The sequence below is a fragment of the Streptomyces sp. NPDC006372 genome (assembly GCF_040612515.1).
Lineage (GTDB): Bacteria > Actinomycetota > Actinomycetes > Streptomycetales > Streptomycetaceae > Streptomyces.
The window spans coordinates 16,888-33,215 of sequence record NZ_JBEXQJ010000035.1 but is presented as its reverse complement, the minus strand read 5'-3'; the positions used below and the strand labels follow the sequence as shown (position 1 = coordinate 33,215).

At 70.8% G+C, this 16,328-nt stretch carries 15 protein-coding genes; 8 read left to right on the top strand and 7 right to left on the bottom strand.

Annotation, left to right across the window (positions count from 1 at the left end):
* Positions 1-16: 16 nt before the first annotated feature.
* The 3 genes from ABZ016_RS35050 to ABZ016_RS35040 all read left to right on the top strand — a co-directional run bounded on the left by ABZ016_RS35050 (position 17) and on the right by ABZ016_RS35040 (position 3,469).
* Entirely contained in the window at positions 17-1,906 is a 1,890-nt protein-coding gene (locus ABZ016_RS35050; RefSeq protein WP_356920748.1) for a trypsin-like peptidase domain-containing protein, read from the top strand.
* Between the two features lie 192 nt (positions 1,907-2,098).
* A complete protein-coding gene (locus ABZ016_RS35045; protein ID WP_356920747.1) occupies positions 2,099-2,548 on the top strand; it encodes a sec-independent translocase in 450 nt (149 codons plus the stop codon).
* A gap of 249 nt (positions 2,549-2,797) precedes the next feature.
* Positions 2,798-3,469, top strand: a complete 672-nt coding sequence (locus ABZ016_RS35040; protein WP_356920746.1) for a hypothetical protein — start codon at positions 2,798-2,800, stop codon at positions 3,467-3,469.
* A gap of 135 nt (positions 3,470-3,604) precedes the next feature.
* On the opposite strand, the gene ABZ016_RS35035 is transcribed toward ABZ016_RS35040, so the two are convergent.
* The 3 genes from ABZ016_RS35035 to ABZ016_RS35025 are packed head-to-tail and all read right to left on the bottom strand — an operon-like array spanning position 3,605 to position 6,650.
* On the bottom strand, positions 3,605-4,738 hold the full coding sequence (locus ABZ016_RS35035) for an Mrp/NBP35 family ATP-binding protein (protein ID WP_356920745.1): 1,134 nt from the start codon (positions 4,736-4,738) through the stop codon (positions 3,605-3,607).
* A gap of 42 nt (positions 4,739-4,780) precedes the next feature.
* Complete coding sequence (locus ABZ016_RS35030) at positions 4,781-5,377, bottom strand: DUF1003 domain-containing protein (protein WP_356920744.1); 597 nt, start codon at positions 5,375-5,377, stop codon at positions 4,781-4,783.
* The gene (locus tag ABZ016_RS35025) at positions 5,367-6,650 is read right to left on the bottom strand and encodes a CBS domain-containing protein (RefSeq protein WP_356920743.1); all 1,284 of its coding nucleotides are present in this window, start codon (positions 6,648-6,650) and stop codon (positions 5,367-5,369) included. Before ABZ016_RS35025 ends, ABZ016_RS35030 begins: the two co-directional genes overlap by 11 nt.
* Positions 6,651-6,875: 225 nt before the next feature.
* On the opposite strand from ABZ016_RS35025, the gene ABZ016_RS35020 reads away from it, so the two are divergent.
* A complete protein-coding gene (locus tag ABZ016_RS35020) occupies positions 6,876-7,631 on the top strand; it encodes a hypothetical protein (RefSeq protein WP_356920742.1) in 756 nt (251 codons plus the stop codon).
* Between the two features lie 41 nt (positions 7,632-7,672).
* Here ABZ016_RS35020 and ABZ016_RS35015 read toward each other — a convergent pair whose 3' ends face one another.
* Together ABZ016_RS35015 and ABZ016_RS35010 are read right to left on the bottom strand one after the other, a co-directional pair.
* Complete coding sequence (locus tag ABZ016_RS35015; protein WP_356920741.1) at positions 7,673-8,185, bottom strand: hypothetical protein; 513 nt, start codon at positions 8,183-8,185, stop codon at positions 7,673-7,675.
* 23 nt (positions 8,186-8,208) lie between these two features.
* Entirely contained in the window at positions 8,209-9,327 is a 1,119-nt protein-coding gene (locus ABZ016_RS35010; RefSeq protein WP_356920740.1) for a magnesium and cobalt transport protein CorA, read from the bottom strand.
* Between the two features lie 458 nt (positions 9,328-9,785).
* Here ABZ016_RS35010 and ABZ016_RS35005 point away from each other — a divergent pair, with 458 nt between their 5' ends.
* On the top strand, positions 9,786-10,370 hold the full coding sequence (locus ABZ016_RS35005; RefSeq protein ID WP_356920739.1) for a suppressor of fused domain protein: 585 nt from the start codon (positions 9,786-9,788) through the stop codon (positions 10,368-10,370).
* A 30-nt stretch (positions 10,371-10,400) separates the two neighbouring features.
* On the opposite strand, the gene ABZ016_RS35000 is transcribed toward ABZ016_RS35005, so the two are convergent.
* On the bottom strand, positions 10,401-11,624 hold the full coding sequence (locus ABZ016_RS35000) for an MFS transporter (RefSeq protein WP_356920738.1): 1,224 nt from the start codon (positions 11,622-11,624) through the stop codon (positions 10,401-10,403).
* A gap of 158 nt (positions 11,625-11,782) precedes the next feature.
* Between ABZ016_RS35000 and ABZ016_RS34995 the strand changes: the two genes are divergently transcribed.
* From ABZ016_RS34995 to ABZ016_RS34985, 3 genes are all read left to right on the top strand, one after another.
* Complete coding sequence (locus ABZ016_RS34995) at positions 11,783-12,424, top strand: DUF6758 family protein (RefSeq protein ID WP_356920737.1); 642 nt, start codon at positions 11,783-11,785, stop codon at positions 12,422-12,424.
* 191 nt (positions 12,425-12,615) lie between these two features.
* Positions 12,616-13,476 (top strand): PHP domain-containing protein, encoded by an 861-nt coding sequence (locus ABZ016_RS34990; RefSeq protein ID WP_356920736.1) that lies wholly within the window; start codon positions 12,616-12,618, stop codon positions 13,474-13,476.
* Positions 13,477-13,618: 142 nt separating this feature from the next.
* Entirely contained in the window at positions 13,619-14,224 is a 606-nt protein-coding gene (locus ABZ016_RS34985) for a MarC family protein (protein ID WP_356920735.1), read from the top strand.
* Here ABZ016_RS34985 and ABZ016_RS34980 read toward each other — a convergent pair.
* Positions 14,199-16,316, bottom strand: a complete 2,118-nt coding sequence (locus tag ABZ016_RS34980; protein WP_356920734.1) for a serine protease — start codon at positions 16,314-16,316, stop codon at positions 14,199-14,201. The two genes, ABZ016_RS34985 and ABZ016_RS34980, sit on opposite strands and share 26 nt — an antisense overlap.
* Positions 16,317-16,328 lie beyond the last annotated feature (12 nt).

Genomic DNA, 16,328 nt, shown 5'->3' with positions numbered 1-16,328 from the left:
CGGCTGTGGGGAGAGCATGAACGAGGGGAAGCCCACGAAGGCCAAGTGGTGGAGCCGTCCTCGGCCGCAGGGCGCCTCCGGGGGACCGGAGGGGACGGCCGGGGCCGAGGAGGCCGGCCAGGGCGTGGACGAGGTCCGGGTTCCGGAGGGGCAGGTGGTGAGCCCGACCGGCTCCGACGACGGCGACTTCGAACTGGCGCGGCCCGCTGCCCGCCGGATCGACGACGAGGGCGACTACGAACTGAGGCGCCCCGACCCGGCACCGACAGCCGACGAAACCGAGGCAACCGACGGTGCCGGTGACGCACCTGCCGGACGGACCCTGGACACGGTGCCCGCTGCCCGGGAGGCCGTGGGCGAGGCGTCCGTTGCGCAGGTGGCCGGAGATGTCGTGACAGTCGCGTCAGGCGTGCCCGTCGAGGGTGCGCCCAAGCCGCTGCACGACCCCGACCCCTACAGCACCCCGCCCTACGGCGAACCGGGACCCTGGGCGCCCGCGCCGCCTGTCCAGCATCCGGCGGCGACACCCGCGCAGGGTGTGGCGGTACCGGGCGGGCAGATCGCACCGGCCGCGCCCGTTCCGCCCACGGCGACCGTGCCCGTTCCGCCCGTGGTGCCGGGGCCGGCCGTGCAGGTGCCGGCACCCAGTGCCCCGGTACCCAGTGCCCCGGTACCCGCTCCCGCCCCGGCCGCCGACCCCTGGCAGCGGTACGACCCCTGGGCCGCTCCGGTGGCCCCCGGAGGCGTCGGCCCGCTCCAGCAGAACGGGGCCGGCGTGCTCAGCACGGAGCAGCGGCGACGGCGGGGCAGGAAGAGGCTGATCGTCGGTGCCGTGCTGATCGCGCTCGTCTCCGGGGGCGTCGGCGGACTCGCAGGGACGTATCTGGAGCGCAACGGAGGAGTCGGGACCGTCGAGCTGCCGCAGGCCGGTAAGGAGCCCGCCGCCCGGGACGCGGACAGCGTGGCGGGGATCGCAGGACGCGCGCTGCCCAGCGTGGTCACCCTGCATGTGAGCGGCTCCGGCGAGCAGGGCACCGGCACCGGCTTCGTACTCGACACCCGGGGGCACATCCTCACCAACAACCACGTCGTGCAGTCCGCAGGCTCCGGCGGCGAGATCACCGTGACCTTCAACGGCGGCGAGACCGCCCAGGCCGAACTCGTGGGCCGGGACAGCGGCTACGACCTCGCCGTGGTGAAGGTGAAGGGCGTGCGCGGACTCACCCCCCTGCCCCTGGGCAACTCGGACAATGTCCAGGTGGGCGACCCGGTCGTGGCCATCGGCGCCCCCTTCGACCTGGCCGGCACCGTCACCTCCGGCATCATCAGCGCCAAGCAGCGGCCCATCACGGCCGGTGGCGAGAAGGGCGACGGCAGCGACGTGTCGTACGTCGACGCGCTGCAGACCGACGCTCCTATCAACCCGGGCAACTCCGGCGGGCCCCTGCTCGACGCCAGGGCCCGGGTCATCGGCATCAACTCGGCCATCCGGTCGGCGGACAGCGGCTCCGACCCGGACGGCGGCCAGGCCGGCTCGATAGGCCTCGGCTTCGCCATACCCATCAACCAGGGCAAGCGCGTCGCCGAGGAGCTGATCAACACCGGCAAGGCCACCCACCCGGTGATCGGCATCACCCTGGACATGGACTACACGGGCGACGGCGCCCGCGTCGCCACCGAGGGCAGTGAGGGTGGGCCGCCGGTCAGCGCGGTCGGGCCGGGCGCCAAGGCCGGGCTCAAGGCCGGTGACGTCATCACTCAGGTCGACGGGCAGCGCGTCCACTCCGGCGAGGAACTGATCGTCAAGACCCGCGCCCACCGCCCCGGCGACCGGCTGGAGCTGACCCTGAAGCGGGGTGGCAAGGAGCGGACGGTCACGCTCGTCCTCGGGTCCTCCGGTGGATGAGACGTGAAGTCCGGGATGTACGGGGACGAAGAGGGCAAACATTCGGGAAAGCGCTCCCACTCCCCGCACTCGGAGGTCTCGGGACGGTACCGGTCGGACAGGATCGCCGGGTACCGTGGATCCGGCCCGGACCACGGCAAGACCCCATGACCACAGAGGGCCGAGGACCGAGGACATCGCAAGGAGCTTCAGGTGTTCAATGACGTAGGACCGCTCGAGCTGGTGACGCTCATAGTCCTTGCCGTGCTCGTCTTCGGTCCGGACAAGCTCCCCAAAGTCATCCAGGACGTGACACGCACGATCCGGAAGATCCGTGAGTTCTCGGAGAGCGCCAAGAACGACATCCGGGAGGAACTCGGCCCGGAGTTCAAGGACTTCGAGTTCGAGGACCTCAACCCCAAGACCTTCATCCGCAAGCAGCTGGACAACGAGGACCTGGGGCTCAAGGAGATCCGCAACGGCTTCGACCTGAAGAAGGAGATGGCCGAGGTCACCGACGCCGTCCACAGCCGTGACTCCGACACGACCTCCTCGTCGTCCTCTTCGTCATCAGGTTCCTCCGGTGGCCGCGTCGACATGACGAAGAAGCCCGAGACCACGGACCGGGACGACCGGCCGCCCTTCGACGCGGACGCCACCTGAGCGACACTTACCCGAGCGACGCCCGCGGGGGCGTGAGCCCCGGCGGGCGTGACGCGTTTCATACTCCGGTCGGGCTGCGTACGGCCTGATCAGGCGCCCGTGCGGCCCACGCGCCGGGCGTTTTCCCTGCTGCTCGCAGCGGTGTGGCTATGCTGCCGAGTTGTTGGGCGGGCCGTACTGAACCAGCGGCACCGTCCGAAGGGGGGCGGGCCGTTCCGGTCCGACTAGAGCGAGGAGGCGTCCGGGAACATGGAGACGACGAGTCGGGGAGTCGCACAGGCGCCGACCGCGGAGGGAGGGCGACAGGCCCCCGCCGCCCGGCGCACGGTCGACGGCTACCTGCGCGCGCCCTTCCCGTGGTACGGACTCGACGAGGCCTTCACGGGGCCGCGCTGGCTGATGCAGGTCGGTACGACGGCCGACGGGGTCGTGGAGCACGGGTCGATCGGGCACGGTGACGAGCCCACGGTGCGCAACGAGCACGCCGCCGGGGCAGATCAGGACGCCAAGGAGAAGTTCGCGGTCGTGGTGACCGTGGCGGCGAGTCCCTCACGGCGCAGCGCGGACGGCACCGGCCTGCTGGAGGCGACGTCGGTGTCCTCGGCGGCGTGGCTCGCCGGTGTGGGGCTGCTGTCCTTCACCTGGCCCGGGCAGATGGATCACTCCCTGCGGGACGACTGGCTGGAGCAGCAGACGGAGACCGCGTGGGTGCTGGCGGACGACCTCGACGGGGCGGACTGGTCGACGTTGTCGCTTCCCGTGGATGGCGTGCCGACGGCGTTTCACTACCGTGAGTCCGAGTTCGGGTGGGTGCTGGCCGGGTCCACCTCGGCCGGGGTTCATGTCGGGGCGTACGGCAGGGGCATGAGTGCGTACGGCTTGGGGTTTGCCGTGGTCAAGGACATCGCCGCGTACGCGTGAGTTCCGGGGCGCCGATTGGTTTTCGGCGCCCCTTCGTCGTGGCGATTCATGCCGTCCGGCGGCTGCGGGACGTCCGTGGTTGTTCCCGCGGTTCCCCGCGCCCCTCACGGGGCGCTGCCACCAGCGGCGTTGTGATCAGAACTTGTTCTTCGGGGTGATCCCCAGGGACAGGCCCGACAGGCCGCGCTGACGGCCTCCCAGCTTTCCGGCGATGGCCCGGAGGGCGGAGCCCGCGGGGGAGTCCGGGTCGGTCAGGACCACCGGCTTGCCGTCGTCGCCGCCCTCGCGCAGGCGGACGTCGATCGGGATGTTGCCCAGCACGGGGACCGACGTACCGGTCGTACGGGTCAGACCGTCGGCCACCACCTGGCCGCCGCCCGTGCCGAAGACGTCGACCATCTCGTCGCAGTGCGGGCAGGGCAGGCCGGACATGTTCTCGACCACGCCGACGATCTTCTGATGGGTCTGGACGGCGATGGAACCCGCGCGCTCGGCGACCTCGGCCGCCGCCTGCTGCGGGGTCGTCACGACCAGGATCTCGGCGTTCGGGACCAGCTGGGCCACGGAGATCGCGATGTCTCCGGTGCCGGGCGGCAGGTCCAGCAGCAGGACGTCCAGGTCGCCCCAGTACACGTCCGCCAGGAACTGCTGCAGCGCACGGTGCAGCATCGGGCCGCGCCACACGACCGGGGTGTTGCCCGGGGTGAACATGCCGATCGAAATGACCTTCACGCCGTTCGCCGACGGCGGCATGATCATGTTCTCGACCTGGGTCGGACTGCCGTCGACGCCCAGCATGCGCGGCACGGAGTGGCCGTAGATGTCGGCGTCCACGACACCGACCTTGAGGCCGTCGGCGGCCATCGCCGCCGCCAGGTTCACCGTCACCGAGGACTTGCCGACGCCGCCCTTGCCGGAGGCGACCGCGTAGACGCGGGTCAGGCTGCCCGGCTTGGCGAAGGGGACCTCGCGCTCGGTCTGGCCGCCGCGCAGGGCGCTCGCCAGCTCCTTGCGCTGCTCGTCGCTCATCACGTCGAGCGTGACGTCGACGCGGGTGACGCCCTCGACGCCGGAGACCGCGTCGGTCACGCGCTGCGTGATCGTCTCCCGCATCGGACAGCCCGAGACCGTGAGGTACACGGTGACCGCGACCGCCCCGTCCGCGCCGATCTCGACCGACTTGACCATCCCGAGTTCGGTGATGGGCTTGTGGATCTCGGGGTCGTTCACCGTCGCCAGTGCCTCGCGCACCGCGTCTTCCGTAGCCATAGGACGATGGTACGGCGCTGTACCGGTGCGTAGGAAAGCGTCTCAGCGGTCGTCTGCGTCACGTCCCCGTGACCGTTCCGCCGGGAGTACGACGGGGTCGTGCCGGTGGCCGTTCTGCCGTTCCTCCATCTCCTTGATCGTGTCCTGGAGCTCCGAGCGGATCCAGTCGCGGGTGGCCACCTCGCCCAGGCCCATCCGCAGGGCGGCGATCTCGCGGGTCAGGTACTCGGTGTCCGCGATCGACCGCTCGTTCTGCTTGCGGTCCTGCTCCAGATTGACCCGGTCACGGTCGTCCTGCCGGTTCTGCGCGAGCAGGATCAGCGGGGCGGCGTAGGAGGCCTGGAGGGACAGCATCAGGGTCAGGAAGATGAACGGGTACTCGTCGAAGCGCAGGTGGCTCGGGGCGAGGATGTTCCAGGCCACCCACACGATGATGACGACCGTCATCCAGACGATGAACCGCCCGGTGCCCAGGAAGCGCGCGATGCGCTCCGAAAGCCGGCCGAAGGCCTCCGGGTCGTACTCGGGCAGGAACCGGCGCCGGGGCGGCAGCGGCTGGTCGAGGCGGGTGCGCGGCCTGGAGGCGGCCGTGGCGCCGGACGGCGTGCGTTCGCGTGCGTTCTCCCGCTCAGGAACCATCGGTGGTCACCTCCTCGTCCAGGTGGAACTCGGACTCCCGCCAGTCCTCGGGAAGCATGTGGTCCAGCACGTCGTCCACGGTCACCGCGCCGAGCAGCGCCCCGGCCTCGTCGACCACGGGGGCCGCGACCATGTCGTACGTGGCGAAGAACCCGGCGATGGCGGGCAGCTCCGCCTCGGGGTCGAGCGGTTGCAGGTCGCTGTCCAGGATCGAGCTGACCAGGGAGGGCGGTGGCTCCCGCAGCAAGCGCTGGAAGTGGACCGTGCCCAGGTACTTCCCGGTCGGCGTCTCGTCGGGTGGCCGGCAGACGTAGATCTGCGCGGCGAGGGCGGGGGAGAGGTCGGGGTTGCGGATGCGGGCGAGGGCGTCGGCGACGGTGGCGTCCGGGCGCAGCACGATCGGCTCGGTGGTCATCAGACCGCCCGCCGTGCGCTCCTCGTACGACATCAGGCGCCGCATGTCGGCCGCGTCGCCGGGCTGCATCAGGCTCAGCAGCCGCTCCTGCTCGTCCGTCGGCAGCTCGCCCAGCAGGTCGGCCGCGTCGTCCGGGTCCATGGCCTCCAGGACGTCGGCTGCGCGCTCCTCCTTCAGCTTGCCGAGGATCTCGATCTGGTCGTCCTCCGGGAGCTCCTCCAGGACGTCGGCCAGCCGGTCGTCGTCCAGGGCGGCGGCGACCTCGGCCCGGCGCTTGGAGGAGAGGTGGTGCAGGACGTTGGCCAGGTCGGCGGGGCGCAGCTGCTCGAACGTGGCGAGCAGGTTCTCGGCGCCCTGCCCCTGCTCCTCCAGGGAGAAGCCGGTGACGGCGGTCCACTCGACGGTCAGCGCCTCGCCCTTGGCCCGCCGGAAGGCGCTGCTCCTGCGGCCCTTGCGGACGAAGACCCGGTCGATCTCCCACTCCCGGCGGGCCGGCAGCTGATGCACCGACAGGTCGAGGACGGTGACCTCCTCGCCGGTCTCGGTGAGCGTGACCCGCCGGTCCAGCAGCTCCCCGAAGACCAGCCGCTCGGTGGGCCGCTGCTCGAAGCGCCGGACGTTGAGCACGCCGGTGGTGATCAGCTGGCCGGACTGGATCGCGGTGACCCGGGTCATGGGCAGGAAGATGCGGCGGCGGGTGGCGAGTTCGACGACCAGGCCGAGCAGCCTCGGCGGCCGCTGTCCCACCCGCAGCATGACGACCAGATCGCGCACCCGCCCCACCTGGTCGCCGGCGGGGTCGAAGACGGCGACACCGGAGAGGTGCGATACGAAGATCCGGGGGGCGCCCGCTGCCATGGCCGCGGCTCCTTTTCGTGCGGGGTGTTCCGTGCTGTCTGTCTCTGTGCCTGTCTGTGTGCCTGTTCTTTCCGAATTGCCCGCTCGGGTGGGCTTCAGGCTAGCCCGTCCCGATCGGGGGTGCGTCGGCGGACCGTCCGGAGGGACTGGCTCCGAGCGGCCCGCACGACCCCGGTACCCTGCGGTACGCCGTTCAGGTCTCCCGTCAGAGAGGCAGCCCCACCTGTGACTCCGATTCGCCAGGGCCGTGGCCGCAGGGCCGCACTCGCGAGCGCAATGTGCGCACTGCTCGTGACGGGAACGGTGCTCACCGGCTGCTCGGAGGATCCCGACGAGGGCACCAACGGGGTCGGCAAGCTCCCCGCCGGGAAGATCCAGGCCAAGACCCGCACGGCCGCCGAGTCCGCCGGGGCGGTCCGGGTGCACGGCAACGTCGTCAGCGGCGAGCGCACGTACGCCCTCGACATGCGTCTGAAGGACGACGGCGGCGAGGGGTCGGTCACCACCGAGGGGGCGACCTTCCGGCTGCTGCGCGTCGGCGAGCAGCTCTTCGTCAAGGCCGACGCGGAGTTCTGGAGTCATGGCGACGGCCAGGGCAAGGGCGGCACGGCGGACGCGGCCGCGGCCTCCAAGCTCGGCGGCAAGTTCGTGAAGGTGCCGCAGGGCGACCCTTCGTACAAGAAGTTCAGCGGTTTCACGGACAAGGGTGTCCTCCTCGACGGTCTGCTGACCCTGCACGGCACACTCGCGACGGACGGCCACGACGAGCAGGCGGGGATCCGCACCATCCGCATCACCGGCGACAAGGGCTCCGGCGGCGCCCTGGAGGTCTCCCTCGAGGGCACGCCGTACCCGCTGCGCCTGGAGCGGGCCGGCGGCGCGGGCACCCTCACCTTCTCCGCCTGGGGGGAGGACTTCTCCCTGCGCCGGCCGGAGCGGAACGAGACGGTGGACTACGGCAAGCAGCTGCCGACGTCGTAGCGACCGCTGCGCGCGTGCGGCTGCCGCGCGCACCTCGCGCGTCAGCTGCGTTTGCGCTTCCTGAGCAGCAGTCGGGGCAGCCCCGCCGGGACCGGCCGGCGGGTGATCGCCGGGGACGGCAGCGGGGCCTCCGCCAGGGAGCCGTCGGGCATCGGTGCCCTCGCGCCGGTCGGCTCCAGGCGCAGCACCCGGCACTCGCGGGCCCAGCGGGCGGGCATGGCCTCGCCGTCGGGCGCGTTCAGCCGTTTGCCCTTGAGCTCGGCGACCGCCGCGTCCCACGCCTCGGAGCCCGGTTCGAGTTGCCTGACCCGCGCGGTCCAGGAGACCAGCCGGCCGCCCTTGTCCTTGCTGCGGACCGTCACCCGGGCCTCGGCCCCGTCGGCCAGCCCCGGCAGCGGCTGCTCGCCGGGCCCGTCGCCGACCAGACACGCGGCACCCTCGTGCCACACGTGCCACAGCGCACGCGCCGGCCCGTCGGGGCCCTGGACCCAGACGAGGCCGGACTTCTTCGTGGCCTCCTCGACGAGGGCGTGACCGAGCAGCTCATCCGTCATGGGGCCCAGCCTATCCAGGCTGCTCACAGCCACCCGTTCCGCTTCAGCATGCGGTGGATGCCCAGACAGATGGTCACCGTGACGCCCATGATCACCGGGTAGCCGTACTTCCAGTGCGTCTCCGGCATGTAGTCGAAGTTCATGCCGTAGACCCCGCACACCATCGTCGGCACGGCGATGATCGCGGCCCACGAGGTGATCTTCCGCATGTCCTCGTTCTGGGCCACGGAGGCCTGCGCGAGATTGGCCTGGAGGATGGAGTTGAGCAGTTCGTCGAAACCGAGGACCTGCTCCTGGACACGGGCCAGGTGGTCGGCGACGTCCCGGAAGTACTTCTGGATGTCCGGGTCGATCAGCCGCATCGGCCGCTCGCTCAGCAGCTGCATGGGCCGCAGCAGCGGCGACACGGCCCGCTTGAACTCCAGTACCTCGCGCTTGAGTTGGTAGATCCGGCCGGCGTCCGTGCCGCGCGGTGTGCCCTTGCGGCGGCCCGGGGAGAACACCTCGGTCTCCACCTCGTCGATGTCGTCCTGCACCGCGTCGGCGACCGCGATGTACCCGTCGACCACGTGGTCGGCGATGGCGTGCAGCACGGCCGAGGGGCCCTTGGCCAGCAGCTCGGGGTCGTCCTGGAGGCGGTGCCTGAGCGCCCGCAGGGAGCCTTTTCCGCCGTGCCGGACGGTGATGAAGAAGTCCCGTCCGGTGAAGCACATGACCTCGCCGGACTCGACGACCTCGCTGTTGGCGTCCAGGTGGTCGTGCTCGACGTAGTGGATGGTCTTGAAGACCGTGAACAGGGAGTCGTCGTACCGCTCCAGCTTGGGGCGCTGGTGGGCCTGGACGGCGTCCTCCACGGCCAGCGGGTGCAGCCCGAACTCCCCGGCGATCCCGGCGAATTCGGCCTCGGTCGGCTCATGCAGGCCGATCCACACGAAGCCCCCGTCGCGGCGCGCCAGAAGCACCGCCTCGTGCGGGGTCAGCGGGGTCCCGGTCTCGACGCGGCGGCCGTCCCGGTAGACGGCGCAGTCGACGACGGCCGAGGGCGTCGCGGGGCTGCGGGTGGCGTCGTAGGTCCCGCCGTCCTTGCGCAGCGACACACGGGACGGGCGGACGACGGCGCGCAGGTCGCGGATCATCGACATGGCGGGCTCCTTCGCGGGCGGGCAACGAAAGGCGCCGGCGACGGGTGGAACTACCCGGAATGAGGACGTCGGGAGTGATGATGTTTGGCACGTCCACAAAGCGGGGAGCACCGCACCGTCGAGGTGGCGAGTCTCGTTACTGATTCAGCTACTGAGGCAGATCAGGCAAAGCGAAACGAGGCGCTCTTCCGCGGTGGAGCGAGTGCGAGAGGTGGCAGCCGGCCAGAGCCAGAACAGCTACGTCAGCGGCGGGAAGAGCGTGGTGCTACTGCACGGTCGACTTCGATCCATTGCAGTCCCACCTCCTCCGGCCGGTCCCTCGTAAGGGAGTTCCATCGGCGTCGGGGCCTGATCGCGACGCTGCTGCGTGCTGCCCCGAACCACCGGGCAAGAGTATCAGCCGCCCGACGTGTCAAGGCGCTTGTTTGCCCGCTACTGACGAGTTCTATGCTCGCCGCATGGCAGATGTTCTTCCTCTGGTCGAGGCCCGGTTGCGTACCGCGCTGGGCGAACCGGACGCGCGCGCCGCGGTCACCTTCCTGGGCACGGACCGCATCGAGGTGCTCCGTTTCCAGGAGGGCGACATCGTCCGCTACGCCACGCTCGGCATGTCCGCGCACCCCATGACGGACCCCACGGCGGTCGTCGCCGACCCGGTCAAGGGCCCGCGCGCCGAGCTGGTCCTCTCCGTCCGCACCGGCCACGCCGACACCGGCAAGGTGCTCCGCCCGCTCGCCGTGCTCGCCGCGTCTCCGCAGGTGGAGGGTCTGGTCGTGGCTCCCGGCGCCTCCCTCGACGTCGGTGAGCCGCTGTGGCCCGGCGCGCCCTTCACCTCGGTCCTGGTGGCCGAGCCGGGCGGCCTGGTCGAGGACCTGGAGCTCGACGAGCCCCTCGACCCCGTACGGTTCCTGCCGCTGCTTCCCATGACCCCGAACGAGGCCGCCTGGAAGCGCGTGCACGGCGCCCAGGCGCTCCAGGAACGGTGGCTGAACCAGGGGACGGACCTCCGGGACCCGTCCCGGAAGTCCGTCCCGCTGGAGTGAGGAAGCTCACCAACCCCGGGCTGGAAAGCCTCAGTTGGCGAAGACGGTGACGCTGTCCTCGGTCGCGTGCCGCGGCTCCAGCTCCTCTGCCTCGTGTGTGAGGGCCTTGCGCCGTACGACGACCACGCCGGCGCCCACGAGCGCGGTGACCGCCGCCACCACGAACGGGATGTGGAGGTCGGTCCACTCCTCGATCTTCGGCGCGAAGTACGGGGCGGCCGCGGCCGCGAACCAGCGGACGAAGTTGTAGCCCGCGCTCGCCACCGGCCGGGGCGCGTCCGAGACGCCGAGGGCCAGCTCGGTGTAGACGGTGTTGTTCACGCCGATGAAGGCACCGGACAGGATCGTGCAGACGACGGCCGTGGTGTGGGAGCCGTAGCCGAGCACGAGCACGTCGGCCGCGAGCAGCACCAGCGACCCGCCGAGTACCTTCAGCGATCCGAACCGCTTCTGCAGCCGGGGTGCCACGATCACCGAGAAGACGGCGAGCAGCACGCCCCAGGCGAAGAACACCGCGCCCGACCGGTACGGGCTCATGTTCAGCACGAACGGGGTGAAGGCCAGCACGGTGAAGAACGTGTAGTTGTAGAAGAACGCCGAGACCGCCGCGGATGCCAGACCGCCGTGGCCGAGGGCCTTGATCGGGTCCAGCAGCGAGGTCTTGCGGGCCGGCTTCGGCTGCTCCTTCAGGAACACCGTGATGCACAGGAAGCCGACGGCCATCAGGAAAGCCGTACCGAAGAACGGGTAGCGCCAGCTGGCGTCCCCGAGCAGGGCGCCCAGCAGCGGGCCGCACGCCATGCCGAGGCCGAGGGCCGACTCGTACAGCAGGATCGCCGCCGCACTGCCGCCGGCCGCCGCGCCGACGATCACCGCGAGGGCCGTCGAGACGAACAGCGCGTTGCCGAGGCCCCAGCCGGCCCGGAAGCCGACCAGTTCACCGACGGATCCGGAGGTGCCGGCGAGACCGGCGAACACCACGACGAACGCGAGGCCGAGCAGCAGAGTCTTCTTCCCGCCGATCCGGCTGGAGACGAAGCCCGTCACCAGCATCGCGACGGCGGTGATGAGGAAGTACGAGGTGAAGAGCAGGGAGACCTGGCTCGCGGTGGCGTGCAGGCCCTGGGCGATGGACGGCAGGATCGGGTCGACGAGCCCGATGCCCATGAAGGCGACGACCGACGCCCCGGCGGTCGCCCAGACGGACTTGGGCTGCTTCAGAAGGCCGCCCGCTCCGGCGTCGAAGGGGTCCATGCTTGCTCCCTTTTCCGAGTCGAGTTAGTTGGTGTATACACATACTAAGTTAGTCTGGCTAATTAATGCAAGTTACATCTAGTCCCTGGGTGAAGGCTTCCGTCCGGTTGGGTGATCGTCCTTGACGCGACGGGGCGGGGGTAGGACCGTGGGGCCCTATGAGGGGCGAACCCAGTTGCCCGAAGTGCGGTGGCCGGGTCAGGGCTCCCGGCCTCTTCTCCGACTCCTGGCAGTGCGATGTGCACGGCACCGTCCATCCGGTGCAGCCCGTGATACCGCCCAGCGTCGACGCCCTCAACGTCGTGGTGCACCGCACCCAGGTGCCGGTGTGGATGCCCTGGCCGCTGCCGGTCGGCTGGCTGTTCACCGGTGTGGCCTGCGCGGGGGACGACCGTACGGGCGGACGCGCGACGGCGGTGGCCTGCACCGGGCCCGGTCCGCTCGGCGGGATGGGCGAGCTGATCCTGGTCGCGGAGGAGTTGGGCGTCGGCCTCGGTGCGCGGTACGCGGGGACGGACGGGCCTGATCCCGGGCCCTACATGGACGTCGGGAAGCCGGCTCAGGCGAAGGTGCTCGCCGCGGGGCGGCCGACGCCGTTGTGGCATGTGTCGGGGGCGCCGGACGACCGGGCCGTTTTCGCCGGAGAGGCGCTGGGGATGTGGCTGTGGGCCGTGGTGTGGCCGGAGCAGTCGGGGTTGTTGATGTACGACGAGCTCGTGCTGGCGGACCTGCGGGAGGCGGGGGCCGAGGTGGAGCTGGTGCCGTGCGGGGCGTTGTCGCCGCGCTTGCTTGAGCCGTAGCGCCTCTGAGCGGGTGGGTTCGGTGTGTCCGGCGGCTGCGGGTGCGTTGTGGCTGGGCGCGCAGTTCCCCGCGCCCCTTGAGGGGCGTTGCTGTAGGGGGCGAATCCCTGGTTCGGGTGTGACAGTAGGCGTTGAAAAACCGGTTACCCTAGGACGGCCCTGTCGTGTCGTCTGTGTCTGGAGTTCGTGTCGTGCGTATCGATCTGCACACCCACTCCACTGCCAGCGACGGTACAGACGCGCCTGCCGAGCTGGTGCGCAAGGCCGCGGCGGCCGGGCTGGACGTCGTCGCGCTGACCGATCACGACACGACCCGTGGGCACGCCGAGGCGATCGCCGCGCTGCCCGAGGGGCTCACGCTGGTCACCGGGGCCGAGCTCTCCTGCCGCCTCGACGGGATCAGCATGCACATGCTGGCCTACCTCTTCGACGCCGAGGAACCGGCGCTGCTCGCCGAGCGTGAGCTCGTCCGGGACGACCGGGTGCCCCGGGCCAAGGGCATGATCGCCAAGCTGCGGGAGCTGGGTGTGCCGGTGACCTGGGAGCAGGTGGCGCGAATCGCCGGTGACGGGTCCGTCGGGCGTCCGCACGTGGCGAGCGCGCTCGTCGAGCTGGGGGTCGTACCGAGCGTGAACGACGCCTTCACGCAGGACTGGCTGGCCGACGGCGGCCGCGCCTACGTGGAGAAGCACGAGACCGACCCCTTCGAGGCGATCCGGCTGATCAAGGGCGCGGGCGGGGTCGCGGTGTTCGCCCACCCCGGGGCGAGCAAGCGGGGGCGTACGGTGCCGGAGGCCGCGATCGCCGAGATGGCCGTGGCCGGGCTGGACGGCATCGAGGTCGACCACATGGACCATGACGCGGACACGCGTGCGCGGCTGCGGGGGCTGGCGAAGGAGCTGGGGCTTCTCGTGACCGGGTCCTCGGACTACCACGGCAGTCGGAAGACGTGTGTGCTCGGGGAGTACACGACGGATCCCGAGGTGTACGGGGAGATCACGCGGCGGGCCTTCGGGGCGTTTCCCGTGCCGGGGGCCGGCGGGGCTGTCTGAGGTTCCTCTCCTTCAGGTCTCTTCCCAGGCACTCGGCGTTGCCCGCTGTGCCCACCCGTTCCGCCAAGCGGAACGTCTGCCCACAGCGGTTGCGGCTCGCTGCTGCCCACCGCGCGTTTCAGTACTCCCGCAAGGCTCACTCATGTTCGACCTCGCCGTCTTCGGCTCCCTCTTCCTCACCCTCTTCGTCATCATGGATCCCCCCGGGATCACCCCGATCTTCCTCGCGCTCACCGCCGGGCGGCCCGGCAAGGTGCAGAAGCGGATGGCTTTTCAGGCCGTCTGTGTCGCCGGTGGGGTGATCGCCGTGTTCGGGCTGCTCGGGCATCAGATCCTGAACTACCTGCACGTCTCCGTGCCCGCGCTCATGATCGCGGGTGGGTTGCTGCTCCTGCTGATCGCGCTCGATCTGCTGACCGGCAAGACCGACGAGCCGAAGCAGACCAAGGACGTCAACGTCGCCCTCGTGCCGTTGGGCATGCCGTTGCTGGCCGGGCCGGGGGCGATCGTGTCGGTCATCCTCGCCGTGCAGAAGGCGCACAGCGTCGCCGCGCAGGTATCGGTGTGGACGGCGATCCTCGCCATCCATGTCGTGCTGTGGCTGGTGATGCGCTACTCACTCGTGATCATCCGGATCATCAAGGACGGCGGCGTGGTCCTGGTGACGCGGCTCGCGGGCATGATGCTCTCCGCGATCGCCGTGCAGCAGATCATCAACGGGGTCACGCAGGTGATCCAGGGGAGCTGAGCACCGAGCCGATCTCCTTGGCCGGACCCGTGTGGCCGAGGTACTCGTCCATCTTGTGCACGTGGTCGCGACTGTTGGCGACGGCCAGTTGGGTGAGCTTCCCCCAGCGCTCGTCCTCCAGGGGGCAGCCGATGGCGACCGCGTCGGTGGGGCACCAGACGTTGACCCAGTCACGCACCTTGGGGGGCCGGTGCGGGCCGTGGGCGAGGAGCCGCTCGTTGACGCCGTCCAGCCCGAGCGGGCTGCCGGCGGTGACCAGCAGTACGGGGTCGAGGCCGTCCGGGAGCCGGGTCAGAAGGTCCATGCCCACCACGGTGCCGAGGCTGTGGGTCACCAGCACCAGTTCGCCGGTGGTGGGCATGGTCTCCAGGACGCTGTCCAGCACGGCCTGCCGCACGGCACCGTCGTCGAGGTACCGGTCGACGTCCCGCAGGAACGTGGCGATGGTCCACTCGTCCAGGTCGGACCGGGCGGCGAGCCAGCTCAGCGGCCGGTGCAGGGCGCCGACCAGTCCCGCCCCGAAGCCCTCGGTGGCCGCCGGCCCGTCCTGCGGCATGCCGGCCCGGACGGCCGCCTCGTGGAGCAGTCGCTCGTAGGACCCGGTGGGTGATGCGGCGGCGAAGACCTCCGCGGCGGTGGCGGCGCTCACCTGGTCGAGGCCGACGGCCTCGGCCGTGGTCTCCCGTCCGCTGACGAGATCGGCCAGTCGGGTTCCGTAGAACGGGAACCACACGTCCTCCGGGTCGAGGGTGGGCAGTGCGGCGAGGGTGAGTCCGCGGTTGAGGCCGGATGTCCAGGTCCGGCGGAGGTCGTCGGGCTCCTTGCTCTGCTGGTCCCGGCCGTGCAGGAAGACCAGGTGGCGGCGGCCGCCGAAGGCGGTGGCGCGGGCTCGGAGTCCGGTCTTGGGTCTCCGGGTCCCGGTTCCGGTCCCGGTCCCGGCCTCGGCTTCGGCCCTGGTCACCGTTGCCGGGGTGGCGGGGGCCGACGGTGTCGTGACGACGGGTACGGCCGGTGTGGCTGTCCCCGGCTGCGGCGCGGGTGCCGCCGTGCTCTGGTCCAGGCCCGAGTCCGGCCCCATCTCGGTCAGCAGCGCGCGTCGGCCCGGGTCGGTCTCCAGCTGGGACAGGTGTTTCAGGATCGAGCTGATCCGCACGCCCTCGTTGGCGATCCATTCGATGGCGTCGTCGCCGTCGCCCTCGGTCCAGGGACTGCCGTCCTTGCGCAGGACGCGGCCCTGGTCGTCCTTCTTGGGTACACCGCTGTGGTGCAGGGCCACGACCTCCCACTGGTCGTTGAAGACGGGGGAGCCCGAGTTGCCCGGTTCGGTGTCGGTCGTGTAGTGGACGAAGTCGTCGAGCCGGACCAGCACCTGGTTGTCGCGCAGGGCGATCTCCTTCAGCCGTCCCAGTGGATGACCGATGATGTTGACCTTCTCGCCGAGCACCAGCTTGCCGGTCTGCACGCTCAGCCGGTTCCATCCGAAGATCTCCCCCGGCGGGCGGCCGTCCACGGCGGGCGCGACCGCCACCAGGGCGAAGTCGAGCCGTCTGTCGGCGGTGAAGAAGGTTCCGGGGTCGAACTCCATCCGGACGACGGTGTCGGGCAGGTTGTCGGCGGTGACCTGGGCGTTGAACTCCGCGAAGCAGCCGCGGGCGAAGCCCTCGTCGGGCAGCACGTGGTGGTTGGTCATCAGCAGCCGGGGCGAGACCAGGAAGCCGGTGCCGTGCGGAAGCTCACGGCCGTCGCGGCGCAGGGTGATCCGGGCGACCGTGGCCCCGGCCCTGACCCCGCGCGGCAGGAAGCTCCAGGCCTGGAGCTCGTTGGACAGGTCGATGATGCGTTCGTTGGCGTCCGGCAGGCCCATGGCCTCGCGGTGGATGTCCGCCACGACCGCCGAGGGCGACAGACCGCCGAGGCCCAGGATCCGGTCTGCGCGCACGGCGAGCGCGTCCGGGGTGTCCGGGAAGCGCACGCCGGAAGCCAGCCGGCCCTCGACCCGCTCGCGCTCGGCGGCCGAGTCCTCGTACCGTCGCGCGGCCTCGGCGGCGGCCTGCTCGTGCAGCTCCGCGTGCGACCGGCCCGTCACCGACATGTGGCCCACCGT